Origin of the sequence: Faecalicatena faecalis, assembly GCF_012524165.2 — a bacterium.
Classification (GTDB): Bacteria; Bacillota; Clostridia; order Lachnospirales; family Lachnospiraceae; genus Faecalicatena_A; species Faecalicatena_A faecalis.
On record NZ_JABACJ020000006.1, the window covers coordinates 186830 to 212885 of the forward strand.

Genomic DNA, 26056 nt, shown 5'->3' on the forward strand with positions numbered 1-26056 from the left:
CCACCACAGCCGGGTCCAGGCCGCCCGCCACAACCAGGTCCAGGCCGCCCACCACAGCCGGGTCCAGGCCGCCCGCCACAGCCGGGTCCGGGTCGTCCGCCACAGCCGGGTCCGGGCCGTCCGCCGCAGCCAGGCCCAGGCCGTCCACCGCAAGGGAATCAGAACTGGCTCCGTGATTTGATTCAGGTATTGTTATACCAGGAACTTTTCAAACGCAGATGTGATAACCGCCGTTGTGACCGAAGATTTTACTAATCTGCAAATATATGTTATAATATTTGCACTTGGTGCAATTTTATGAGCCTGGTGTAAAAAAAGTATTGTGATTATAATTGGGATAAAGCAGGGTGGATGTACTTATGAAAAATAATTTTATTTTTATAGGAATGCCTGCCGTGGGCAAGAGCACGGTAGGTGTTGTTGTTGCAAAAAGACTCGGAATGAAATTTATTGACACGGATCTTTTGATCCAGGAGCAAGAAAATCGACTCCTGCGTGAGATTATCGCAGATGTTGGAGAAGACGGATTCCTAAGGATTGAAAATCAGGTCAATCGGGATGTGAATGCGGAGAATGCAGTGATTTCACCGGGCGGAAGTGTGGTCTACTGCGAAGAGGCTATGCAGCATTTTAAAGAAATTGGAACAGTTGTATATTTAAAGGCTTCTTATCAAACAATAAAAAGAAGGATTCGCAGTCCCAAAAAGAGAGGGGTTGTCTTAAGAGAAGGGCAGACCTTTAAGGACCTGTATCATGAGAGAACAGAGCTGTTTGAAAAGTATGCGGATATTACCATCTGTGAGGACGGATGCCGGATTGAAGAGACGATAGAAAACGTGCTCGATGCGGTGGAAAGTCTTGGTAAATAGGTGCTTTACAGGTATCGAAGGAAAAAATGATTTTACAAATGTTTATTTTATGGTATAATAACTTCGCATATCTAAGATTAGGCTTGAATGTAACAGGGGAATAAATGATAAGGGATCACGATAACAATATCGGATAATTGAGGTGCGTTTATGGAGCAATATATTATTAAAGGCGGCAGTCCGCTTGTAGGGGAAGTCGAGATAGGCGGCGCCAAGAATGCAGCACTTGCAATTCTGGCGGCGGCGATTATGACGGATGAGACTGTACTGATTGACAACCTGCCTGATGTAAATGATATCAATGTAATGTTAGAGGCAATTGCAGGAATAGGAGCCATGGTACAGAGGATTGACCGACATACAGTCAAGATCAACGGGAGTACGATCGGCGACTTTAATATCGAATATGATTACATTAAGAAGATTAGGGCATCCTACTATCTGCTGGGGGCACTGCTTGGTAAGTACAAGAGGGCAGAGGTAGCTCTCCCGGGCGGATGTAATATCGGTAGCCGTCCGATCGACCAGCATTTGAAGGGGTTCCGTGCTCTGGGTGCGGATGTTGACATTGAGCACGGTAAGATTGTGGCCGAGGCAGACGTTCTGAGAGGAACTCATCTTTATTTTGACGTAGTAACAGTAGGGGCTACAATCAATGTGATGATGGCAGCAGCTATGGCTGATGGCATTACGATTATGGAGAATGTTGCGAAGGAGCCACATGTCGTTGACGTGGCCAACTTCTTGAACAGTATGGGCGCTAATATCAGAGGAGCCGGAACAGATGTGATTAAGATCCGTGGTGTGAAATCACTGCATAAGACCGAGTATTCCATTATCCCGGACCAGATTGAGGCGGGAACCTTTATGTTCGCCGCAGCGGCAACGAAAGGTGATGTTACTGTTCTGAATGTCATTCCGAAGCATTTAGATGCGACGATTTCCAAGCTTGTGGATATTGGGTGCGAGGTGGAAGAGTTTGACGACGCCGTGCGTGTCGTGGCAAAAGACAGACTGCGTTCTACGCAGGTGAAGACCCTTCCTTATCCAGGATATCCGACTGACATGCAGCCACAGATCGGTGTGACTCTTGCCCTGGCAAGGGGAACAAGTACAATTACAGAGAGTATTTTTGAAAATCGTTTCAAATACCTAGACGAGCTGGCAAGAATGGGAGCTGTAATTAAAGTCGAAGGCAATTCCGCAACGATTGAGGGCGTGGAGGCACTTTCAGGTGCACGGGTAAGCGCTCCAGATCTTCGTGCAGGAGCCGCACTTTGTATCGCAGGACTGGCAACAGATGGAATCACGATTATCGATGATATCGTTTATATCCAGAGAGGATATGAGAGATTTGAGGAGAAGCTCCGCGGACTGGGCGGCATTATTGAGAAAGTGTCCAGCGAGAAGGAGATTCAGAAGTTCAAACTGAAAGTGAGTTAAGGAATCCCCAGTAAGGCTTGGAGCATCACTTTCTATCATGAACGATGTGATTCAGAGGTAATAGCAGATTGGAATTACTGATATTAAAATTGCAAATATTAGATTTACGCGAATAAAAGCGGGGAATGGAGGCATTTCTCGCTTTTGTTATATGGAGAATGATTCTGGATGCAGAATCATTCAATAAGGGTTGACTTTTGCTCCATGGTATGTAATGGTCATTGTATATGAAAAAGAAGTTGGATTGGGTATTTCGTTACGGATGAGGAGGCTTGGAGCATGGGCAGCGACAGGTATGATGAGGAACGGCGGAGACAGCGGATCATGAAGCGCAGGAGGCAGGTGCGCCGCAGGATGTTAATGGTACTGGGAGGTGGAGCCCTGCTGATTGTTGCAGTCATCGGACTAAGTATTGCAGGGGTAAAGCGCCACGCTGCAAAAAAGAGGCTGGCGGAGGGAAAAGAAGTCATTCAGGCTTGTTATGATACTTTTTTAAAGACTCAGGATGGTGCTGTAGAAACACTGGCCGATAATGGGAAGAAGGCGGACGCCTTTGCAGACTGGTTTTTGGAGATGTATCCTGATGCAAAGAATGCTGTTCTGCAGAAAGCGTCCAAGGGAAAAGTGACGGAGAAGGATATCTATGCAGCGGCAGGTGAGACTATGCATGTAGTCCATGATAGATATAATGGGTATCTGGATGATGCAGGGACGGCGAAAAAGCATGGAATCTATTACAAGGACAGTCAATCAAAAAAGACAGCAGAAGTGTTGATTGCCGGAGACCTTTGTTTTGCCGAGGATGGATTTGTGCTGGATCACTATGATGAGGTGAAGGATTTGTCAAAATGTATCTCACCGGAGATATTGAAGATGACGAATGCAGCGGATGTGTTTTATCTCAATCATGAGTACTCCATTAGCGACCGCGGGGAACCTCTGGAAGGGAAGCTGTACACATTTCGGGCAAAGCCGGAGCGAATGGAGCTTTTAAAAGAGATGGGGACAGACCTGGTGTCTCTGGCGAACAATCATGTATATGACTATGGGGAAGATGCGTTGCTTGACACATTAGACCTTTTGAAGAAAGCAGAGATTCCATATGTCGGGGGAGGACATAACATAAAGGAGGCCGAAAGTCCGGTCTATTTCGTGATAAATGGCATTAAGGTCGGATTTACTGCGGCATCCAATGCGGAAATCGTATATTATACGCCAGCAGCGGGGAAGGATTCTCCTGGAATCATGGAGGCTTATGATACGACGGAATATCAGAAAGAGATCAAGGAGGCGGCCGGACAGTGTGACTATCTGATTGCATATATCCACTGGGGGCCGGAGGATACGAATACTTATGAGCAGTATCAGCATGACCAGGGGAAGGAATTCTTAGATGCTGGTGCAGATATTGTGGTGGGTGGACACCCTCATGTGCTCCAGGGCATGGAATACATAGATGGAAAGCCAGTGATCTACAGTATGGGAGATTTTTGGTTCAATGATGAGACGAAGTATACCGGGCTTCTCAAGCTCGATATCCAGGCGGAGGGGCTAAAGGAAATGTCATTTGTGCCCTGCCTGCAGACGGAATATACGACACAGTATATTAAAGATAAGAGTGAGCAGGCAGAGTTCTACGAGTTTTTTGAGGGGCTTTCCCCGAATCTGGAAATAGATAAGAAAGGTGTATTTAAAGAGGTAAAAGAGAAAGATGGACAATCATGAGTTACAAATCAGGATGGCAGAGATCAGTGATGCAGAGGAAATTTTGGATATCTACACACCTTATGTGACGGATACGGCGATTACATTTGAGTATGAGGTTCCTTCTCTGGAGGAATTCAAGAGAAGGATGCAAAATACCATGAAGATGTATCCTTATCTGGTAGCGGTCTTTGATGGGAAGATTGCCGGATATTGTTATGTTTCCCAATTTAAGGATCGGGATGCTTATGACTGGTCTGTGGAAACGACGGTATATGTACGACGTGATATAAAGGGAAGAGGAATTGGCAGAAAGTTATATGAGAAGCTGGAAGAAATCCTGATGATGCAGCATATCCTGAATGTCAATGCGTGTATTGCATATCCCCACCCTGAAAGTATTGCATTCCACGAGAAAATGGGGTATGAGACGGTCGCACATTTCCACAAATGTGGGTATAAGATGGGAATCTGGTATGACATGGTCTGGATGGAGAAAATGCTGGGAGAGCATACCAGCGATCCTGAGCAAGTGATTCCGATTGGTGACCTGGACACAGCGGAAATTGCTGCCAGGCTACAAAAATCGTAAGATGTATATTGACATTTTCTGCAATACAGTGTAAAGTTCCTATTGTACTTAACAACAAATAAATAAAGCAAACTTTCTCTTATTCAGAGCGGTGGAGGTACAAAGGACCTGTGAAGCCGCGGCAACCCCTCTTTAGGAAGGTGCCAACCTGAGCGAGTAATCGAACAATAAGAGGATTCGTTTATGAGATATAAACAGTCCGCTTCTTGTGGGCTGTTTTCTTTATGAAGCAGCCCCGGAGAGAAAGAGCTGGGGGACGGCCAAAAGGCAGCAGTCCCAGGATTTCAAGAAGGAGAGAACTTATGGAAAAATTATTATTTACTTCCGAATCAGTAACAGAAGGACACCCGGATAAGATGTGCGACCAGATTTCCGATGCGATTTTGGACGCACTGCTGGCAGAGGACCCGATGAGCCGTGTTGCATGTGAGACATGTACGACAACAGGACTGGTCATGGTCATGGGTGAGATTACAACGAATGCATACGTAGATATCCAGAAGATCGTACGTGATACAGTACGTGAGATTGGATATACAAGAGGAAAATATGGATTTGACGCGGATACATGCGGTGTACTTACCGCTATTGACGAGCAGTCACCGGACATCGCCCTTGGTGTGGACAAGGCTCTGGAAGCAAAAGAGAATAAGATGTCAGACGATGAAATCGAAGCGATCGGTGCCGGAGATCAGGGGATGATGTTCGGATATGCTTCTGATGAGACAGAGGAGTATATGCCATATCCAATCGCAATGGCTCATAAACTGGCAAGAAAGCTGACTGAGATTAGAAAGGATGGAACACTTCCTTATCTTCGCCCGGACGGCAAGACACAGGTGACAGTAGAGTATGATGAGAACGGGGTTCCGAGCCGCCTGGAGGCTGTTGTATTATCAACACAGCACGACCCGGATGTGACACAGGAGCAGATTCATGAGGATATTAAGAAATATATATTCGATGAGATGCTGCCGGCAGAGATGATTGATGAGAATACAAAGTTCTTTATTAACCCGACAGGGCGTTTTGTTATCGGCGGACCGCACGGAGACAGCGGTGTTACGGGAAGAAAGATCATCGTAGATTCTTACGGCGGAATGGCACGTCACGGCGGCGGTGCATTTTCTGGTAAGGACTGTACAAAGGTAGACCGTTCCGCAGCCTATGCAGCACGCTATGCAGCAAAGAATATCGTGGCAGCAGGACTTGCAAAGAAATGTGAGGTTCAGCTTTCCTACGCGATCGGAGTTGCTCAGCCCACTTCTGTAAATGTAGAGACCTTTGGAACCGGAGTGTTATCCGATGAGGAGCTGGTGAAAGTCGTTCGTGAGAATTTTGATCTGCGTCCGGCAGGAATCATCAAGATGCTCGACCTGCGCAGACCAATCTACAAACAGACCGCAGCATACGGACATTTTGGCCGCAACGATTTAAATTTACCATGGGAAAAGTTAGATAAAGTTGACGCATTGAAAAAATATCTGTAATATAACAGTATTAGGTGCGTTAAAAAATAAGAAAAGACAGGCACCGTAAGAAGTGCCTGTCTTTTCTGCTACAGTATGAAACTGGAATTTGAAAATATTCTGAAAACGGAGCGCAAAGGGGGGCAGATCCCTTTGAGCGACCCCTTTGAACAAGGAGTGATATTATGAAGCTGAAAACGAAACTGATCCTTGCATTTATGACGGTAATGATTCTTCCTACGATTTTTGCGATCATTGCGATGTACACGTTTGCGCCGGCCGGAGCAGGAGAGGTCGGTGAGATCCAGCAGTTATATCTTTTGGTGGTATTTTTGACTGCGGCACTTTTGATTTATTGGATCTATAGGACTGTGTCGGTCCCTCTTTCAAGGCTCCAGATCGCGGCCCGCAATATAAAGGAAGGAAATCTGGACTTTGAGATCAAGAGTGAGACAGACGATGAGATCGGGATGCTGTGCCGGGACTTTGAGGAGATGCGCCTGCGCTTAAAGGCAAATGCGGAGGAGAAGGTTTCTTATGACCGGGAGAGCAAGGAATTGATCAGTAATATTTCTCATGACCTGAAAACGCCGATCACAGCAATCAAAGGGTATGTGGAAGGAATCATGGATGGCGTGGCAGATACGCCGGAAAAGATGGACAGATACATCAAAACAATATACAATAAGGCTAATGAGATGGATCTTCTGATCAATGAACTGACCCTTTATTCCAAGATCGATACGAATCGTATCCCTTATAATTTTACGACAATCTCGGCAATGCAGTATTTTGGCGACTGCGCGGAGGATCTGTCATTGGAGCTGGAGGCAAAGGGGGTAGAGTTCACATACCGCAATTATGTGGAGGTGGATTCGAAAGTGATTGTTGATCCAGAACAGCTTCGGCGCGTCATCAATAATATTGTGACGAATTCCCTGAAATATATGGATAAGCCGAAGGGAACAATTTTTATGAATTTAAAGGATGTTGGGGATTTTATCCAGGTGGAGCTTGGAGATAACGGTAAAGGGATTGCCCCGAAGGACCTGCCATATATATTTGACAGATTTTACCGTACGGATGCTTCACGGAATTCTTCCAAAGGTGGAAGTGGTATCGGACTTTCCATCGTCAAGAAGATCGTGGAAGAGCATGGCGGAAAGATTTGGGCGACCAGTGAGGATGGGGTTGGAACAACAATGTATTTTGTAATCAGAAAATATCAGGAGGTACCCGTTGATGAGTAAGAAGATTTTGATTATTGAGGATGAGGAAAGTATTGCAGATCTGGAAAAAGATTATCTGGAGCTGAGCAATTTTGATGTCGCTGTGGCTAATGACGGTGATGTGGGGATGAAAAAGGCTCTCGAGGAGGATTTTGATCTGATTATCCTGGATCTGATGCTTCCGGGAGTAGATGGATTTGAAATCTGCCGTCAGGTGCGTGACCACAAGAATACACCGATTATCATGGTTTCAGCAAAGAAGGATGATATTGATAAAATCAGAGGTCTGGGCCTTGGTGCGGATGATTATATGACGAAGCCTTTTAGTCCAAGTGAGCTGGTAGCACGGGTGAAGGCACATCTGGCCCGTTATGAAAGGCTGATCGGGAGCAATGTGGAGGAGAATGAGATTATTGAGATCAGAGGACTTAAGATCGACACGACGGCCAGACGTGTTTGGGTCAATGGAGAGGAGAGATCCTTTACAACGAAAGAATTCGATCTGCTGACATTTCTTGCTGGACATCCAAATCATGTATATACGAAGGAAGAACTGTTCAAAGAGATATGGGATATGGAGTCGATCGGAGATATTGCTACGGTGACAGTGCATATCAAGAAGATTCGGGAGAAGATTGAGTATGATACCTCCCATCCACAGTATATTGAGACAATATGGGGCGTGGGATATCGGTTCAAGGTATAAAAGTAAAGCCAGTGCACAAGGTAGAAATACTTGTTGTACTGGCTTTCGAGCTTTTCAGGGCATGCTATGAAAAATCTGTCGGTCCAATCTTATATCAGGGCTGTCCTTTTTAGGGAGCATGTGTTAGAATGGTAACCAAAGTCCATGGCAGCTCAGCTTTTCTCACACGGAGGGACTTCTGCTGTTGATTTCTAAAACGCAGAGTTTGTCATACAGATGTATTTTGATATATCTGCCGGACTGAAAGAATAAAAACTTAAGGTGTTATAACATGAAGAATAAAAGCTTACGAAAAATCGGCCTGAACACCATGCAGAAGATAGCGCTTGGTTTTTTAGGCGTTATTTTATTGGGCGCCCTGCTATTGTGGCTGCCTGTTAGTAATGAAAAGCCTATTGAATTCGCAGATGCACTGTTTACCTCGGTGTCCGCGGTGTGTGTGACAGGTCTGGTGACGATTACACCTGCGACGCAGTTCACGGTATTTGGAAAAGGAATCCTTTTGGTGTTGATTCAGGTCGGAGGTCTGGGAGTCATTGCTTGTATGATGGCCTTTTTCCTGATTATCAAAAAGAAGATTACGATGAGGGAGCGCGTCGTGATTCAACAGACCTACAATCTGGACACATTAAGCGGTCTGGTAAAGTTCATCATCCGTATCCTCAAGGGAACTTTTGTAGTAGAAGGAATCGGCGCACTGCTGTATTCATTGAAATTCATCCCGGAGTTCGGGGTGTTAAAGGGAATCTGTTTTTCTATTTTCCATGCGATTTCCGCATTCTGTAATGCGGGAATTGACATTCTTGGAAGCAGCAGCTATATGGGATATGTAAAGTCCCCGATCATCAGTTTTACGACCATGTTCTTGATTGTGCTGGGCGGACTTGGTTTTACCGTATGGCATGATGTTTATCAAAATACAAAGAAGGTCGCCAGGGAGAAACAGCCGGTGAGGAGGCTTTTTACAAGATTAAAGCTCCAGACAAAGATTGTGCTGACCATGACGGTGGTCCTTCTGCTGTCAGGATTTTTGGGCTTCTTTATTCTGGAATACCAGAATCCTGAGACAATGGGCGGGCTTAATTTTGGACAGAAGCTGATGGCCGCCGGATTTCAGTCTGTGACCACCAGGACGGCTGGGTTTGCAAGCGTGTCCCAGGCAGGGCTGACACCAGGGTCAAAGCTTTTGGGATGTATCCTGATGTTCGTCGGAGGTTCCCCTGCGGGAACCGCGGGCGGTGTGAAGACAACTACAGTTGCCATGCTTCTGCTGACCTGCATCGGTGTGATCAAAGGGAAACGGGATACCGAGTGTTTTGGAAGAAAGATCGAGCCGTCTGTGGTGCGCTCAGGTATCGCAATTATCCTGTTGACATTTTTGTTCTGGCTTTCAGGGGTGACGCTGATTACCGTGTTGGAGCCCCATGTGGATTTCCTGCGGATCATGTACGAGGCTACCTCCGCCATGGCGACAGTAGGTTTGACGGCAGACTTGACACCAGAACTGGGAAGGGCGAGCCAGGCAGTATTGATGGTATTGATGTATGTGGGCCGTATCGGACCAATTACGATGGCTCTTGTTTTCGCAGGCCGGGCAGACACAGGGGCGCAGCTTCGGGATCTTCCAGAGAAGCGGATCATGCTCGGATAGAGGTGGATGCAGAGACGAAAGAATGATAGGAACAATAAGCATGAATTAGGAGAGAATCGATGAAGAAACAGTTTGCAGTATTAGGTCTGGGCAGTTTTGGACGCAGTGTGGCGTTGACATTAGAGAGCCTGGGCTGTGATGTGTTTGTGGTAGATAAATCATATGAAAAGGTACAGGAGATTTCTGACTCTGTGGCCTATGCGATGCGGGCCGATGTGTCCGACCCGGATGCCCTTGTATCGCTGGGCGGAAAGAATCTGGACGGAGCGGTCGTAGCGGTATCAGAAAGTCTGGAAGCAAGTATTATGGCGACTATAGCGGCGAAGGAAATCGGGATTCCCTATGTGCTGGCAAAAGCCAGAGATGAGCTGCAGGGAAGGATTTTAGAGAAGATCGGGGCCGATGCTATTGTATATCCTGAGCGGGATATGGGAAGCCGGGTGGCAAAGAGTCTGGTCTCAACGGCATTTACCGACTGGATTGAGCTGTCATCTGAATATAGCATGGCAGAAACAGTGATACCTGAAAAGTGGGTAGGCAAAAGCCTGGCAGACTTAAAGGTGAGAGAACGGTATGGAGTGAATGTGGTAGGAATCATGCAGGGGGAGAAAGTGGATGTCACATTTGACCCTCATGAGCCGCTGCCGGAAGGCTGTATCATGATTGTGATCGGTGCCAATTCCATGTTGGCGGATTTCCAGTAAAGGAAATGAGGTGAAGATATGATTACAAGTACAAGCAATCCAAGAGTAAAGGAATTGCTGCAATTGCAGAAAAAGAGCAAGGCCAGGAACCAGGCAGGCGTGTTTCTGGCAGAGGGCAGCAGGATGGTCCTGGAGACACCCAAAGGGCGGATGAAGAAGCTGTATGTTTCGGAGACATATTCCCGCAAGCATGAGAAGGAGATCAAAGGACTGGGCGTGGTCCCGGAGGTGCTGTCCGATACTGTGTTTGCCTATGTGTCTGATACAAAGACCCCGCAGGGGATTCTGGCGGTGGTTAGGCAGATGGATTATCAACTGGATGAGATATTGAAAAAGGATGCCCCCCATATTTTAGTTCTGGATAATCTCCAGGACCCGGGAAATGTAGGGACGATTTTTCGGACCGCAGAAGCGGCAGGAGTGACCGGAATCCTGATGAGCAGGGACTGTGTGGATATCTATAATCCAAAGACCATCCGTTCTACTATGGGGGCAATTTATCGGATGCCGTTCCTATATATAGAGGATGTGATGGAGGGGATCAGAACGTTGAAAGAACATGATGTGCGTGTCTATGCGGCCCATCTGGATGGGAAAAATGCGTATGACCAGGAAGATTATCAGAGAGGGACCGCGTTCTTGATTGGAAATGAAGGAAACGGACTCAGGGCCGAGGTGGCAGAATGCGCAGATACCTGGGTGCGTATCCCTATGGCGGGACAGGTGGAATCGCTGAATGCAGCGATTGCGGCTACCGTGCTGATGTTTGAGGTGAGTAGACAGAGACGCAGATGATGAGAGCGGAATCTTTGTATAAATGGATGGAATGAAGAGTAAAAAGAGCAGCTGACGATGTCGGCTGTTTTTTTGATGCTAAAACTGTGAAAATATTTACAAAAATGTGATCACAATCACAATAATGTAATGTAAAGAAAATAATGTTGAAATAAATGTTATAATATATTCATTTAAAACAAATAAAAACGTGAATAAAATGAAAAAATAATAACAAATGTTATTGACAAAACAAAATCAGAGTGATATATTGACATTGTAACAAACAATATATTGTAAATGCGCATCAATATAGGGAAAGGTTAAATTTTAGGAGGAATTACAATGTTGACAGTAAATGAATTTGCAAAACACTTAGATTTGGCGTATCTGGCACCGAATTTACAGAAGGAAGACATTATCAAAGCATGTGATATCGCAAAGAAGTACCACGTAAATGCAGTGAATGTCAATTCCTGTTGGGCAGAGCTCGTAGTAGAAGAATTGAAGGGAACAGATGTAGGACCGAGTGCAGTAATTGGTTTCCCATATGGTGCGATGTCCACAAAGGCAAAGTTGTTTGAACTTGAAGAGATGGTAAAGCTTGGATGTACAGCTTGTGACATGGTCGTGAACATCGGGGCTGTAAAGGATAAAAACTATGAACTGGTACGTCATGAGATCAGTGAATTCGTTCGTATCTGCGGTGAGGGATGCGATACCAAGCTGATTTTTGAGGTCGGTTTCCTGACTGATGAAGAGATTGCAGAGCTGACGAAGATCTGCTGCGAATGCGGAGTTACATATGTGAAGACAGCGACTGGCTCCCAGGCATTCCCGACAATGGACCAGGTGAAGATCATGAAGGAGAACCTGTCAGGAAATACAAAAATCAAAGTATCAGGTGTTCCGAGAACCTTTACGATGCCGGCAGTTCTACATATGTTCGAGCATATGGGAGTCAGCCTCGTAGGAACAAGAAGTGCAGGTAAATTAGTAGAAGAGTACAGTAAATATCTGGAAGAATTGAAATAGAAGATATCTGACCGGATAAAAATAGCGGAGGGTGTTATGCAGACAGTAAATTATAGTTTGGCGTCTCTTGTGGGTGGGGAGACCCAGATCATATCCAGTGATGAAGGTTATGTAAGAAGAGCGCTTCATCAGAATATCAGTCTTAACGAGTATGAATTTCTCAAAAAAACAGTGAGATATATCGGCGCAAGTGACAGATTTAAGGATGTCATTGATTTATTCAAGGTCCCGGAGGGCGAGACTCCGGCAGGGTTTAAGATTGAATATAACATGAAGGAAAACCAGATATTGGAAATAGATTTGGTCAGAAATATATCGTATGATAAAAATGGGAAAAAAAGACCCACTAAATTTATTTATTCCGCAGATACGGCAAATCCATATGAGGTTGAACCAATCAAGAATTTAATCGGAAACCTGACTTGCAATCCAGGAATTATCTATGACCTATTCATCAATAATCCAGCGGCCAATATTGGAAATAAGTTCAAGACTAGAAATGAGGTCATGAAAGAAATTGCCGATATCTTAGGACCTGGATGTGATATCAGCGTAGAGGTGAATAATCCATTTGCAGACTTTAACCAGATCCTGGAGGAGGCGGAGGAATTCAGGGAGATGTTTTCTGATTACCGTATGGTCATTAAGATTCCTCATACAGGTCCTGTGAATGCAGCGAATGTTGGTGACCTTTTAGTCGGGGACAAGAGGCTGTCTACACGGTGGAATCAGGCTGCGACAAAGGATTACCTATATGGGCACAATCTTGCACTTAAGATGAAGGAGCATGGTTTCCGTGTCAACTATACATTGATGTTCGAACCATGGCAGACGGGAATGGCATTGCAGGCTAAGCCATATTTCATCAACAGCTTTGTGCGTCAGCGCTTTGGTGTGACTACCTATATCAATGGCATGCTGACCGCTTATCAGAAGACCTACGATGACAGATTCCTTCAGGAACTCCGTAACTTTATGATTCAGTGGGATATCCTTTCTAAGGATGATCAGAACGTGGATCTGCGTCTGGTAGAGAAGATTGCCCGGGAGACCATTGAATACAGAAAGATCAATGAGAGGGAAGGATTTGATGGTATGGATGGCGTAAGACATAACCTGAGGATGCTTCGTAATTCAAATCTGGAGGATACAAGACTGATCATCTGCAGTATTGAGGGCTCCAGGATGTATCCAGAACTGGACAAACTGATGACAGAGGATGAGTTCAAGGATATGACAGACAGAATCGTAATTACTACAGAACCAAGCTATTTGGCACAGAATACATCAGCACCGCAAATTATTACATATCAGAGAAGATTTATGAATGCTGCAAATGGTGAGAAGTAATGTAAAGGTAAGGCACCATAGCAGATATGGTGCCTCCTTTTGCTTTCATAAAATCAACAGGCGGGTGAAGAGATGAAGAAAAGTCAATATCTGATATTTGCAGTTTTTGTAGGGCTTCAATCATTTTTACTTCAATTGGCCGACCAGCTCATCGGGACTCATTTTGTGGCCGGCGGGCACAGCGGATTCGTGTTCATTGCATTTCAGGCATGGGCTTTATATTTCCTGCTTGGGAGTGAGGTAAAAGGTGCTGTGAAAGGCTTTTGCGGATACGTGCTGGGAATCTTATTTGCAGCGATTATGATAGGTCTTGCTTATGTACTGCCCGATGCAGGGATATGGACCGTCCCGGTGGTTGCATTGATCGTTGTTCCGGTCATGATGTATTTCGAATTCGCCCCTTGGTTCATCAGTAATGTGGCCGTATTCTTTGTCGGGGCAGGAGCCTTTTTCGGAATCAACAGTTATGTGGAAGGAATCAGGATGTGGCAGGCAGCAGGGATTGTCCTGGTCTATTGTGTATTGGGACTCTTGAGCGGATGGATGAGTATTGTATTTAGGAAGTGGCTGGAAAAGAGGCTTTCAGTAAAAAAAATCATGGAGGTACATCAGATACATGAGCAAATTGGAAATGTTAACTAAGTTAAATGATATCTGTTTATTTGTGAAGGACTTTGAGGGCGCACTGAAATTCTACACAGAGAAATTTGGATTCAAAGTGAAAAGGCTTCAGCCTGATTCAGAACATGCGAATTATGCGGAGTTCGAGTTCCATGGAACAGCCGTGACTCTGTGGGAGAAGAAAGGGCTCTGTGAGGTCGTGGACCATAAGTATATTGATGGTGACGGGCATCATTTTATGATTGCTGTAAAGGTGCCTAAGCTTCAGGATGTAGATGATATTGCAGAAGAGCTGATTACAAACGGGGTAAACTGTATCAAGGAACCGACGACATACGGATTCGGCTCCAGGGCAGCTTATTTCCAGGATTTTGAAGGGAATGTCTGGGAGGTCTTTGCCTGGGAAGAGGGGAACGGTCCCGGACTGTTAGAGGAAACTTCGGATTAGGAGGGGCACATGCCAAAGTTTACGATCATCGTACTGGACAGTGTGGGCGTCGGTGAACTGCCCGATGCGGCAGAGTTCGGCGATGCAGGCACAAATACATTAAAACATGTGGATGAATTCAGAGGTGGTTTGAATATTCCAAATTTAAAGAGGCTTGGAATATACAACATTCAGGGAACTGGACTTGCACCGGTCGAGAATCCCATAGGATGTTTTGGCAAAGCCGCAGAGATCGGGAAAGCCAAAGATACGACGAACGGACATTTTGAGATTGCCGGACTTACGGTGAAGACTCCGTTCAAGGTATTCGGGGAGTCTTTTCCGCCCCGCATCATAGAAGAACTAGAACGGCGTATTGGAACGAAGGTCATAGGCAATTATCCGGCATCGGGAACAGAAATCATAAAGGTGCTGGGCGACGAGCATGTGAAAACGGGATATCCCATCGTTTATCTGTCTGCAGACAGTCTGATGCAGATTGCAATGCATGAGAGCATTATTCCATTGGAAAGGCAATACGAGATCTGCCAGATCGCCAGGGAGCTTCTGACAGGGGATGATACAGTGAGCAGGGTCATCTGCCGGCCGTTTACAGGGGAAAGTGGAAATTACTACCGTACAGAGAACCGAAAGGACTTTTCGGTGGACCCTCCGGGAGTGACTGTCTTGGATCTTTTAAGTGAAAATGGGAAGGATGTGATCGGAGTCGGAAAGATTGAAGACATCTTCAACAGAAGAGGCTTGACTCAGATCAATCACACAAAGAACAACAGGGAAGGAATACAGGCGACTCTGGACTATTTGAAAACAGGATTTGACGGTCTGCTTTTTGTGAATCTGGTAGACTTTGACATGCTCTATGGACACCGCAATAATCCAGAGGGATATGCAGAGGCTTTAGAGTATTTTGATTCATTTGTACCTGATATGATAGACCTTCTGGAAGAGGAGGATATCCTTCTGATCACAGCAGATCATGGATGCGATCCTACCACACCAGGGACAGACCATACGCGTGAATATATTCCGATCATTGTGTATGGAAAACAGCTAAAGGCAGGAACCGACTTAGGAATCCGAAGTACCTTTTCGGATATTGCAGCAACAGCGGCCGAATACTTCGGGGTTGAATTCCAAGCGGGAACGTCTTTTTTGAAAGAGATGGAAAGGTAAGGTATAGGTATGGATAGCTTTGAATTTATGTCACCGACAAAATTTATATTAGATAAAGATGCAGACCAACTCTGCGGACAGGAAATCAGGAAATTATCAGATAATGTACTATTCGTCCATTACGGAGACGGCTATATGTATAAATCTGGTCTCCACGGGAGAATCATCAAGGCATTGGAGGAGGCTGGAGTCGTTTACTATGAACTGCCTGGTGTGGAGCCGAATCCGAAGGTGGGGCTTGTCAGAGAGGGGATTGAACTCTGCAGGGCCCATCAGATCGGATGTGTCCTGGCAGTCGGCGGTGGAAGTGTGATCGACACTGCAAAGGCCGTAGCACTTGGGGCAAAATACGATGGAGATGTATGGGATTTCTTTGATAAAAAGGCAGTTCCGACAGAAGCACTGCCAATTGGCACGGTCATGACTCTTCCGGCGACAGGAAGTGAAGGAAGCAACGGAAGTGTTCTGAATAATCCAGAGACGGGCGAGAGCGCGGATGTGATGGCCGACTTTTTAAGACCTACATTTACATTGATGAACCCAGATCTGACGCTGACGATTCCAAAAAGACAGACCGTATTTGGGATTATCGATATGTTCTCCCATGTACTCGAACGTTATTTTTCCAGCTCTGTCAATGTGAATCTGACGGACTATATGTGTGAGGGTGTGATGAAAGCGATTCTGGTGAATGCCCGTGCACTGATGCAGAATCTGGACGACTATAATGCCAGGGCAGAGTTTATGTGGACTGCGATTGTTGCCCACAACGGTCTGCTGGCAACGGGAAGGAATCAGGATTGGGCAACACATACGATCGGGGCACAGTTAAGTGCACAGTATAATGCCGTACATGGATCTACACTTTCTGTTCTGTTTCCATGCTGGGCAAGATATGTATACAAAGAAAATCTTCCAAGATTCGTGCAGTTCGCAAACCGCGTATTCGATGTGGAGGTGGATTTTTATGACCAGGAAAAGACTGCATTAGAAGGAATCCGCAGGCTTCAAGAGTTCTTCCGATCCATGGGCGCTCCGGTCACACTCAAGGAGATAGGCATCGAGTCTGATGAGAAGTTCCGAAAAATGGCAGAGGATGCGTGCAGATTTGGCAATATCGGAGGAATCAAACCCCTGAATGCCGATGATGTGGAAACAATCTATAGAATGGCACAGTAGGTGAGGGTATGAAATACGAAACAGGTATCAGTGGAGCAGTCATTGTTTCATCTCATAATGGATATCGGCCGTTCGTTGGTTCTGTAGGAATCGTTGACGGACGGATAGCAGAGGTGTCCGAAGGAAAACTGAAGAAAGAAGATTGCAGGGTCTGGATCGATGCAGAGGAAAAGATTCTCATGCCCGGACTTGTCAACGGGCACTGCCACGGGGACATGACACTGGCGCGGGGGCTTGGGGATGATATGACCTTGTTGGAGCAGAACCAGCAGTTTGCTGATACAGGTTGGTTTTACACCCTGATTGATGACGAGGACAGATTCTATTCCAGGCAGCTTACATATTGCGAGGCTCTGTTGTCAGGTACAACATTCATTATGGAAAATATGTACTGGGGACTTGGAGCAGATTCTGTCCGTGCAATGAAGGAGGTGGGCATCAGAGGCGCTTTGGCGGAGGACATCCGTGTGGATTTTAAAAATCCAGATGAATTGATATCCAGAGAGGACCTGACAGACTTTATAGAGAATTGTCAAGAAAAGGAGCTTATCCCGGTACTCGGTGGAATTTCAGAAGAGGATTATGACGAAGACAGACTCAAGAGGGTTCATGGAACTGCCGGGGAGAGGAATATGCTGCTTACCTGTCATCTGGCAGAAAATCGCTGGAGGCAGGAAATCATAAGGCAAAAATACAACACATCCGCGATTGATTATTTATATCGGAATCAATTACTTTGCAGTAAGCTGATAGGTTCACATGTAGTATATGCTTCGGAGGAAGAAATCAAACAGCTCGCATTGACAGAAACGAAGGTTGTAAATACACCGCTTTGTGAAATGAAAATAGACGACGGAATCGCGCCGATTCCAGATATGGTAAGAGCGGGCGTGACAGTCTGTCTGGGAACAGACGGGGCCATGTGGAATAACTCCAATGATATCTTCAGGGAAATGAAGGGGATGTCGCTGCTTCATACCATTCATAGCGGAATCAGGAGTCTGAAAAAGACGGATATCCTAGATATGGCGACCATCAATGGAGCGAAATGTTTTGGATTGGAAAACGAGTATGGGACCATTGAAGCCGGCAAAAAAGCGGACTTTATACTAATCGAGACAAAAGCACCCCATATGCAGCCTTTGCTTATGGGAGAGAGAGAAACGGTCACATCCGCGCTTGTATATAATGCGACGGGACGTGATGTGACGGATGTATTTGTGGACGGAAGACATGTTGTAAAGAATGGAAAGCTACAGACTGTAGATGTAGACAAAATCATGAAGAAGGTGCAGAGCGCTTTGGAAAAGATAAGCAGGGCACTTTGATTCACAGAATGAGAAAAGGAAGGAAAAAATTATGAAAAAACGTGTATTAGCAGCAATGCTGGCAGCAGTGATGGTGATTGGGCTTGTGGCTGGATGTGGAAAGAAATCAGAACCGGCTTCCTCTGATGATTCAGGAGACAAAGGCAAGAAACAGTTAAAGGTGGCACTTGTTGTAAACCAGAAATTTGGCGACAAGGCTTCCATGGATGATCTTGCCAAAGGCGCAGATCAGGCAGCAGAGGATTTCGGGGTTGAGATTAAAAAGCTGGAGTCTGCAGAAGCATCCAAATACGAAGAAGATGTACGTGCGATGTCGAAAGCAGGTTATGATCTGATCGTAACTACATATGCGTATATGACAGATGCGACAAAACTTGTTTCGAAAGAATATCCTGACACAAAGTATGCTGCTATTTTCCAGACAATCAATGATGGCAGCGAAAAATACGACAATATCTGGGATACAGAGTTCCACGGCGAAGGAGCCTTCTACCTGGGTGGTTATATTGCAGGAAAACTTACAAAATCCAATCATGTTGGTTTTGTAGTGGGAGCAGAAGAGCCGACACCGAATGCAGAAGGAAATGGTTTTATGTTAGGTGTAAAGGCTGCTAACCCAGATGCAACAGTTGAGTTTTCTTATGTAGGAAGCTATGAAGACCCTGCAAAGGCAAAAGAGATTGCCAGCGCTATGATTTCAAAGGGCTGTGATGTAATTCAGACAGATTCTGGCGCTTCTAATGCAGGTGTAGTTGAGGCATGTAAAGATGCAGGTATTCTGTGTTCAGGTGAGATCAGTGACTATTATGACACTTATGATGGTTTTTATGGAATTGAGGGAATTGGATTTGGAGATACCGTATACAAAGCAATCGAGATGTTAGAGAATGGAGAATTTGCTGGTGGAGAGCACGGAATCCGTGACCTTACGAATGGCGGTTATTTTATGGACTGGGATTCCTTCAACAGATTTGCTGATAACAATGCTGAATATAAAGACACAATGAAAGCAGCAATTGAAGAGGCACAGAAACTGGAAGAACAGATCAAGGATGGTTCCTTGAAAGTACCATTTATTACAGATGTACCGAATTGGGACACAATTAAAGCTTCAGCTGAATAAGTAATATGACAGAGGCTGCCCTTTAAGCAGATATACCATATCAGCAGGAATGCGGATGGATGCGGCTTAAAACGGGCAGCTTCTATAAAAAGGTGAATGTGAAACAGAGAATTGTAAAATGGATAAAGGAGATTCATTATGGACGAAAAAATAAATAAGGCGTCAGCTCCGAAAGCTGAAAATGAAGGAGTCTATCATCTTCAATTAAAGCCGGGAGATGTTCCGCCATATGTAATATTGCCGGGAGCACCGGAAAGGACATTAAAGATCGCAAAGAACTGGGAGGATGCAAAAGAGGTGGCATCCTACAGAGAATATAAAACTGTCACAGGAAAGTATAAGGGGATGGAGATGGCCTGTACTTCCACAGGAATCGGAGGCCCGAGTTCAGAAATCTGTCTTCATGAATTAAATACGTTAGGAGTACATACCTGTATCAGAGTCGGAACAACAGGGTGCATTGTACCACAGTTCGATCTGGGAGACCTGATCATTCCGGTGGCCTGTGTGAGAAAGGATGGTACATCGGCTACCTATGTAGAGCCAGAATTTCCTGCTTTTGCGAATACCTATGTAGTGATGGCACTGATGGAAGCGTGTGAACGTTTAGGTTTCCGTTATGGATTGGGACTGGATTATACCGTAGGTTCCTTCTATATCGGGCAGGGACGTCCGCTGAATGAGGATGGAAGCGGTTATTGGCCGTCATTTGCAGAGAAAATCATACCAGATCTTCAGACAGCAGGGGTGACCAATATCGAGATGGAGACATCCGGTCAGTTTGTTGTCGGCTATCTGCATGATATGAGGATGGGCGCTATCCTTTCTGTGATTTCTAATCGTGTACTGGACAGATGGGGCGATAACGGCGGAGAAGAGAAGGCATGTCTGGCCGCAGCAGAGGCCATGAAGATTTTGAAGGAATGGGATGAAACAGGCGAAGTGAAGCTGAGTGCAAAACTAAAGAAGTAGAAAAGGAAGGATATTATGGCAGTAGCGGTTGAAATGTTGAATATATCAAAATTCTTTCCCGGCGTAGTTGCGAACGATAATGTATCCTTGAGCGTAAATGAGGGAGAGATACTTGGCCTGATCGGGGAAAATGGTGCCGGCAAATCTACAATGATGAATATGCTGTACGGTATGATGGAACCAGACTTAGGCGTGATCAAATTATTTGGAAAGGAAGTTCGGATTCAATCGCCCAACATGGCGATAAAGCTGGGAATCGGAATGGTACATCAGCATTTCATGCTGATGCCGAACTTGAGTGTTCTGCAGAACATTATATTAGGAAAAGCACCAACAAAAAATGGCCTGATCGATACGAAAGCAGCAAAAGAAAAAATTCAGGAAATCATGGATACCTATGATCTCCCTGTCAATCTGGATGAGAAGGTCTACCAGCTTTCTGTGGGTGAGAAACAGAGAGTGGAGATCATCAAGGCATTGTACCGTGAGGCAAAGATTCTGATCATGGATGAGCCGACCGCCGTACTCACGCCGACAGAAACAGATAAGCTCCTGGAAGTCCTCAGGCTTCTAAAGTCAAAAGGCTGTGCAATTATATTCATCACCCATAAGCTCCGCGAGGTCATGGCAATTACGGATAAGATCGTGGTCATGAGAAAGGGGCTGGTGACAGGAACCTTAAGCACATCAGAAGCCAATACAGAAGGCCTTTCCGATATGATGGTGGGAAGGAAGGTAAACCTGAATATTGAAAGGAATGAATATCAGCCGGGAGAGAATGTATTGGAAGTCAAAGATATCAGGGCTTTGAACCAGAGAGGGCTTCCAGCACTCAATGGAATCAGCTTCCAGGTGGCCAGAGGAGAAGTGGTCGGTATCGCAGGTGTGGAAGGTAACGGACAGACAGAGCTGATCGAGGTCGTTTCCGGTATGTTAAAGCCGACCAGCGGACAAGTCATCTTTAAAGAAAAAGATGTGACAGCCCAGAATGTAAGGCAGCGGAGAGAAAGTGGGATGTCCCATATTCCAGAGGACCGTCTGAAAATGGGAAGTGCGACAAACTGTACCATTCGGGACAACTTGATTTTGAACAGATATTATCAGAAGGCGTATTGTAGGAATGGAATTCTGAACAATAAAAAGCTTCATGACTTATCAGAAAATTTGTGTAAGGATTTTGACGTTAAGACACCGGATTCTGATTATAAGCTGGGAACACTTTCAGGAGGAAATATGCAGAAGGTGATTTTTGCTCGTGAGATGGAAGCAGACCCAGACCTGCTGATTGCGGCTCAGCCGACCAGAGGTGTTGATATCGGAGCAATTGAGTCCATCCACCACAAGATCATAGAGGTACGTGATTCCGGGCGCGGGGTACTGTTAGTCAGCGCAGAGCTGGATGAGATACTTTCGCTTTCAGACAGAATACTGGTCATGTATGAAGGAGAGATCATGGCAGAATTTAAACGCGGAGAAGCAGATGAAAGAACCATTGCAGTCTATATGACAGGTGCAAAGAGGCAAGGCGGTGATAACGATGAAAAATAAAGAGAATAATAGAATTTTATCCGCTGCAGGCATCGTAGGAAAACAGGTGGGCTTGATCATTATCGCCTTGATTCTTGCAACGATATTCTTGGCAGCTTCCGGTTATGAGCCGCTGGCAATTGTGAATGGAATTTTAGAAGGGCTGACCGTAGATGTCGCAGGAACAATCAGATGGGCTACTCCTCTGGTACTTGCAGGTCTTGCAATCTGCGTGACCTATAAAGCAGAGGTATTTAACCTGGGAGTCGATGGACAGTTGTATATGGGAGCGGCAGCGGCAACGGCTGTTGCAGTGAATCTTCCGAAAGATATGAACCATCTGGTGTCACTTTTGATTGTATTTCTGGCCGCGATGGCAGCAGGTGCATTGTTTGCAATGATTCCTGCTTTAATGAAGGTGTATCTGGATACAAATGAAGTAGTCTCCACATTGCTTTTGAACTTTATTGCTGCACTCTATGTAGAGTATTTGGTCACAGGACCTTTGCGTGACCCGGAGGCAGGGACTAATTTGAATGCCAGTGCAGTACTGGGAGAGAATACATGGCTGCCGCGTATTTCGTTTTTTGAGCCATCCTCCGCAAATGTTGGATTCTACATAGCAATCGTCGTGATGATCATTTTAACTTTTGTATTTTTCAGGACCTCCTTTGGACATGAGATCAAGATTGTAGGTTCCAACCCGGTCTTGGCAAAATATGCGGGAATGAAGCCGAAGAAAACAATCCTTCAGGTCATGGCAATGAGCGGTGCGATCGCAGGTATCATCGGGGCTGTAGAAGTAACAGCGGTCCAGCACAGACTGCTTGCCGGGTTCAACCCTGATTTTGGATTTGACGGTATCGTTGTTTCCCTGCTGGCAAATAACAATCCAATCGGTGTACTGTTCTCAGGAATTTTCTTCGGGGCTTTGAAGAACGGCGGTATCAACATGGAGCGAATTACAGATGTTCCGTCAGCAGTAACAGATATTGTAACAGCAATTATATTCATTACGATCAGTGCGAAATTCGTAATACCGAAGCTGAGACGTAAAGGAACTGAAAAGACACCAGTCAGACAAGGAGGTAAGTAAGATGAGTATAGCAGTTATTTCGGATACATTGGCATCCATGATACGAATTGCCACTCCTTTGATGCTGATGGCATTGGGCGGTCTGCTGTGCCAGCGGGCAGGTGTCTTCAACATTGCTTTGGAGGGATTCTCACTGGTCGGAGCATTTGCAGCGATCGCAGTGGTGCAGTTCACAGGCGGCAATGTGTGGGCAGGCCTGATTGGAGCAATCCTGGTAGGCGCTTTGTACAGTGCTCTGTTTGCCCTCTTTATCACAAAGTTCAAGGCGGACAATATCATAGCCAGTATTGCTATGAATATGCTGGGAGCAGGGCTCACCTCTTATCTTTTGCGGGCAATGTTCGGCGTACAGGGAGCATACAGCCCGGATAAGATTAAAAAGCTTGAAATGATAAACATTCCGATCATCAAAGATATTCCTATCCTGAAATGCATTAGCGGCCAGAGTGTTGTTACATATTTTGCCATTCTTCTGATCGTTGTCATCTACATCATGCTTTTTAAAACAAGGCTGGGACTCAGTATCTGTGCAGTCGGAGAGTCTGAGGTCGCAGCAAAGACGGCGGGAATTAAACCGGCTCTGGTAAAATGGCAGGTCGTTCTGATTTCCGGTGCACTTTCCGGTCTTGCAGGAGCATATTTATCAACGATTTCTGTATCACAATTTTCGGAGAATATGATTCAGGGACGAGGCTTTAATGCATTTACAGCTCTTGTATTTGGAAATGCACATCCCGTATTTTCCTCCCTGGTTACACTGCTCTTCGGATTTGCGGATGCAATTGGAATTCGACTCGAGCTGGTGGGAATGAATATTTCCCCATCCATCATCCAGATGTTCCCATTTTTGTTCGCAATCCTGGCATTGGCAGTCAGCTCCTATACAACAAAGCTGAAGGTAAAGGGTGTGATCGGGCATAAAAAGAAAAAGGAGAAAGCAGCATGAATGAACAGTTAGAGAAAACGGCAGTGAATGCCATCAGGATTTTATCAGCAGATATGGTACAGAAGGCCAATTCAGGACATCCGGGACTGCCACTCGGGGCAGCACCGATTGCCTATGAGGTATGGGCGCATCAGATGAAACACAATCCTGAAAATCCCAATTGGATGAATCGGGACCGGTTCATCCTGTCAGCAGGACATGGGTCCTCCATGTTATATTCCCTTCTCCATCTGTTTGGATATGGTGATCTTGGGATTGAGGATTTGAAGAACTTCAGGCAGTTGGACTCTCTGACTCCGGGACATCCTGAGTACAGACATACGATTGGAGTGGAGGCGACGACCGGTCCTCTTGGTGCAGGACTTGGAATGGCAGTAGGTATGGCGCTGGCAGAAAAACATTTGGCGGCGAGATTCAATAGAGAAGGGTATCCGGTATTTGATCATTATACATTTGTGCTGTGTGGAGATGGATGTCTGATGGAAGGAATTTCATCAGAGGTCATGTCCTTTGCGGGGACGAACCAACTGGATAAACTGATTGTTTTGTATGATTCCAATTCTATTACGATTGAAGGAAGTACGGACATCGCCTTCACAGAGAATGTGGGAAAGAGATTTGAAGCATTCGGATTCCAGGTCCTTTCCGTAGAAGATGGGAATGATCCAAAGGCGATAGGCAGGGCAATCGAACAGGCAAAGGCGGAGAAAGGAAAACCATCCTTCATAGAAATTAAGACGAAAATTGGATTTGGAGTCCCAGAAAAAGAAGGAAAGGCATGTGCCCACGGTGAGCCTCTGGGCGTGGAGAACGTTAAAGCGTTAAGAGAGTCACTAGACTGGCCTTTGGAGGAAGCATTTGCCGTACCGGACGCAGTGTATGAGCATTATCATGCACTGGCACGTCAGGGCGCCGGGAAAGAGTATTTCTGGAAGCAGATGTTTGAAGAATATGGGGAGAAGTATCCTGAATTAAAGGCCAAGCTGGAGGCGTATTATGATGAAAACAGCCCGATATCGCTCCTTGACGAGGAAGGTTTCTGGGAGAGGTCAGGAAAGGCGGAAGCTACCAGAAGTATTTCAGGAAAGGTGCTCAACGAGCTGAAAGACAGACTTCCGAATCTAATAGGAGGTTCTGCAGATTTAGGGCCTTCCAATAAAACGGTCCTGTCTGGTGAAACAGACTTTTCTGCAATGTGCCCACAAGGACGGAATATCCATTATGGAGTCAGAGAACTTGGGATGACAGCAATCGCAAATGGAATCCTTCTGCATGGGGGCTTACGCACCTATGCAGCGACATTCTTTGTATTTGTAGATTATATGAAGCCAATGTTAAGACTGTCCTCACTGATGGGACTTCCGCTCATTTCTGTGCTGACCCACGATAGTATTGGTGTTGGCGAGGACGGTCCTACCCATGAACCTGTAGAACAGCTTACGATGCTGAGGGCACTGCCTAATATGCATGTATTCAGGCCTGCAGATGAGATGGAGACAAGGGCAGCATGGTATTCGGCATTGACATCACTTAAGACTCCGACCTGTTTGATCTTATCCAGACAGAATCTTCCGGTACTTGAAAATACAGGGAAGGATGCTCTGCGTGGAGGATATATCCTGAAAAAAGAAGCGGGTGAGAAGGCAGATCTTTTGCTGCTTGCAACAGGATCAGAGGTAAGTGTGGCACTAGATGCGGCTTCCATATTGGAGCAGGAAGGTGTTTCAGTCAGAGTGGTAAGTATGCCATGTCAGGATCTGTTTGAAGAACAGGATCAGGACTATCAAGAATTCGTACTCCCGCCGTCAGTTGCGAACCGTGCGGTGATAGAGGCAGGCAGCAGTATGTCCTGGGGAAAATATGTTGGAGTAAATGGCTGCTATATTACAATGGATGGTTTCGGGGCTTCGGCACCTGCAGCACAGTTATTTGAGAAATATGGTTTTACGGCTAAAGCGGCTGCGGATCGTATACGGGAAAAGCTTTTGTAAGAAAAGCGATGCTGTGATATAATGATTGCTGATTTCTATCTGGCTGTGAACGGTAATGACTTCGTAAATCATCTTCCAAACAGCCTGGTGAGGGCTTTTATGGGACTCGTATTTGTGATATAATAA

23 protein-coding genes and 1 riboswitch are annotated in these 26056 nt (G+C 45.6%); all 23 genes read left to right on the forward strand.

Going from position 1 to position 26056, the window contains the following annotated elements; all coding sequences use genetic code 11:
* The first annotated feature begins 359 nt into the window (after nucleotides 1-359).
* On the forward strand, nucleotides 360-869 hold the full coding sequence (locus tag HGO97_RS08925) for a shikimate kinase (protein WP_168866675.1): 510 nt from the start codon (nucleotides 360-362) through the stop codon (nucleotides 867-869).
* Between the two features lie 150 nt (nucleotides 870-1019).
* Nucleotides 1020-2312 (forward strand): UDP-N-acetylglucosamine 1-carboxyvinyltransferase, encoded by a 1293-nt coding sequence (locus HGO97_RS08930; protein ID WP_168866676.1) that lies wholly within the window; start codon nucleotides 1020-1022, stop codon nucleotides 2310-2312.
* A 279-nt stretch (nucleotides 2313-2591) separates the two neighbouring features.
* Nucleotides 2592-4037 (forward strand): CapA family protein, encoded by a 1446-nt coding sequence (locus tag HGO97_RS08935; protein ID WP_216240951.1) that lies wholly within the window; start codon nucleotides 2592-2594, stop codon nucleotides 4035-4037.
* Complete coding sequence (locus HGO97_RS08940) at nucleotides 4024-4608, forward strand: GNAT family N-acetyltransferase (RefSeq protein ID WP_216240952.1); 585 nt, start codon at nucleotides 4024-4026, stop codon at nucleotides 4606-4608. Before HGO97_RS08935 ends, HGO97_RS08940 begins: the two co-directional genes overlap by 14 nt.
* 76 nt (nucleotides 4609-4684) lie before the next feature.
* Nucleotides 4685-4782, forward strand: a riboswitch (SAM riboswitch).
* 128 nt (nucleotides 4783-4910) lie between these two features.
* Nucleotides 4911-6098, forward strand: a complete 1188-nt coding sequence (metK, locus tag HGO97_RS08945; RefSeq protein WP_216240953.1) for a methionine adenosyltransferase — start codon at nucleotides 4911-4913, stop codon at nucleotides 6096-6098.
* A gap of 164 nt (nucleotides 6099-6262) precedes the next feature.
* Nucleotides 6263-7327, forward strand: a complete 1065-nt coding sequence (locus tag HGO97_RS08950; protein ID WP_216240954.1) for a sensor histidine kinase — start codon at nucleotides 6263-6265, stop codon at nucleotides 7325-7327.
* Entirely contained in the window at nucleotides 7320-8012 is a 693-nt protein-coding gene (locus tag HGO97_RS08955) for a response regulator transcription factor (protein WP_216240955.1), read from the forward strand. The genes HGO97_RS08950 and HGO97_RS08955 overlap by 8 nt, the downstream gene beginning before the upstream one ends.
* 271 nt (nucleotides 8013-8283) lie before the next feature.
* Nucleotides 8284-9663 (forward strand): TrkH family potassium uptake protein, encoded by a 1380-nt coding sequence (locus tag HGO97_RS08960; protein WP_216240956.1) that lies wholly within the window; start codon nucleotides 8284-8286, stop codon nucleotides 9661-9663.
* 59 nt (nucleotides 9664-9722) lie between these two features.
* On the forward strand, nucleotides 9723-10367 hold the full coding sequence (locus HGO97_RS08965) for a potassium channel family protein (RefSeq protein WP_216240957.1): 645 nt from the start codon (nucleotides 9723-9725) through the stop codon (nucleotides 10365-10367).
* Nucleotides 10368-10385: 18 nt separating this feature from the next.
* Complete coding sequence (locus HGO97_RS08970) at nucleotides 10386-11162, forward strand: TrmH family RNA methyltransferase (protein WP_216240958.1); 777 nt, start codon at nucleotides 10386-10388, stop codon at nucleotides 11160-11162.
* Between the two features lie 324 nt (nucleotides 11163-11486).
* Entirely contained in the window at nucleotides 11487-12176 is a 690-nt protein-coding gene (gene deoC / locus HGO97_RS08975; protein ID WP_216240959.1) for a deoxyribose-phosphate aldolase, read from the forward strand.
* 36 nt (nucleotides 12177-12212) lie between these two features.
* Nucleotides 12213-13526, forward strand: coding sequence for a transaldolase family protein (locus HGO97_RS08980; RefSeq protein WP_216240960.1), 1314 nt, complete (start codon nucleotides 12213-12215; stop codon nucleotides 13524-13526).
* Nucleotides 13527-13598: 72 nt separating this feature from the next.
* The gene (locus HGO97_RS08985; protein ID WP_216240961.1) at nucleotides 13599-14168 is read left to right on the forward strand and encodes a DUF1097 domain-containing protein; all 570 of its coding nucleotides are present in this window, start codon (nucleotides 13599-13601) and stop codon (nucleotides 14166-14168) included.
* Nucleotides 14158-14595, forward strand: coding sequence for a VOC family protein (locus HGO97_RS08990; RefSeq protein ID WP_246597369.1), 438 nt, complete (start codon nucleotides 14158-14160; stop codon nucleotides 14593-14595). Before HGO97_RS08985 ends, HGO97_RS08990 begins: the two co-directional genes overlap by 11 nt.
* A 9-nt stretch (nucleotides 14596-14604) precedes the next feature.
* Nucleotides 14605-15768 carry a phosphopentomutase gene (locus tag HGO97_RS08995; RefSeq protein WP_216240963.1) on the forward strand — a complete coding sequence of 388 codons (1164 nt, stop codon included), beginning with the start codon at nucleotides 14605-14607 and terminating at the stop codon, nucleotides 15766-15768.
* Between the two features lie 9 nt (nucleotides 15769-15777).
* Nucleotides 15778-16947: an iron-containing alcohol dehydrogenase gene (locus HGO97_RS09000; RefSeq protein WP_216240964.1), complete on the forward strand. Its 1170-nt coding sequence runs from the start codon at nucleotides 15778-15780 to the stop codon at nucleotides 16945-16947.
* An 8-nt stretch (nucleotides 16948-16955) separates the two neighbouring features.
* Nucleotides 16956-18275: an amidohydrolase family protein gene (locus HGO97_RS09005; protein ID WP_216240965.1), complete on the forward strand. Its 1320-nt coding sequence runs from the start codon at nucleotides 16956-16958 to the stop codon at nucleotides 18273-18275.
* A gap of 31 nt (nucleotides 18276-18306) precedes the next feature.
* Nucleotides 18307-19398, forward strand: coding sequence for a BMP family ABC transporter substrate-binding protein (locus HGO97_RS09010; protein WP_246597370.1), 1092 nt, complete (start codon nucleotides 18307-18309; stop codon nucleotides 19396-19398).
* Nucleotides 19399-19536: 138 nt separating this feature from the next.
* Nucleotides 19537-20370, forward strand: a complete 834-nt coding sequence (locus tag HGO97_RS09015; RefSeq protein WP_216240966.1) for a nucleoside phosphorylase — start codon at nucleotides 19537-19539, stop codon at nucleotides 20368-20370.
* Between the two features lie 15 nt (nucleotides 20371-20385).
* The gene (locus HGO97_RS09020) at nucleotides 20386-21918 is read left to right on the forward strand and encodes an ABC transporter ATP-binding protein (RefSeq protein WP_216240967.1); all 1533 of its coding nucleotides are present in this window, start codon (nucleotides 20386-20388) and stop codon (nucleotides 21916-21918) included.
* The gene (locus HGO97_RS09025) at nucleotides 21908-22993 is read left to right on the forward strand and encodes an ABC transporter permease (RefSeq protein WP_216240968.1); all 1086 of its coding nucleotides are present in this window, start codon (nucleotides 21908-21910) and stop codon (nucleotides 22991-22993) included. Before HGO97_RS09020 ends, HGO97_RS09025 begins: the two co-directional genes overlap by 11 nt.
* Nucleotide 22994: 1 nt before the next feature.
* Nucleotides 22995-23939 carry an ABC transporter permease gene (locus HGO97_RS09030; protein WP_216240969.1) on the forward strand — a complete coding sequence of 315 codons (945 nt, stop codon included), beginning with the start codon at nucleotides 22995-22997 and terminating at the stop codon, nucleotides 23937-23939.
* A complete protein-coding gene (gene tkt, locus HGO97_RS09035) occupies nucleotides 23936-25930 on the forward strand; it encodes a transketolase (protein WP_216240970.1) in 1995 nt (664 codons plus the stop codon). The genes HGO97_RS09030 and tkt overlap by 4 nt, the downstream gene beginning before the upstream one ends.
* The last annotated feature ends 126 nt before the right edge of the window (nucleotides 25931-26056 follow it).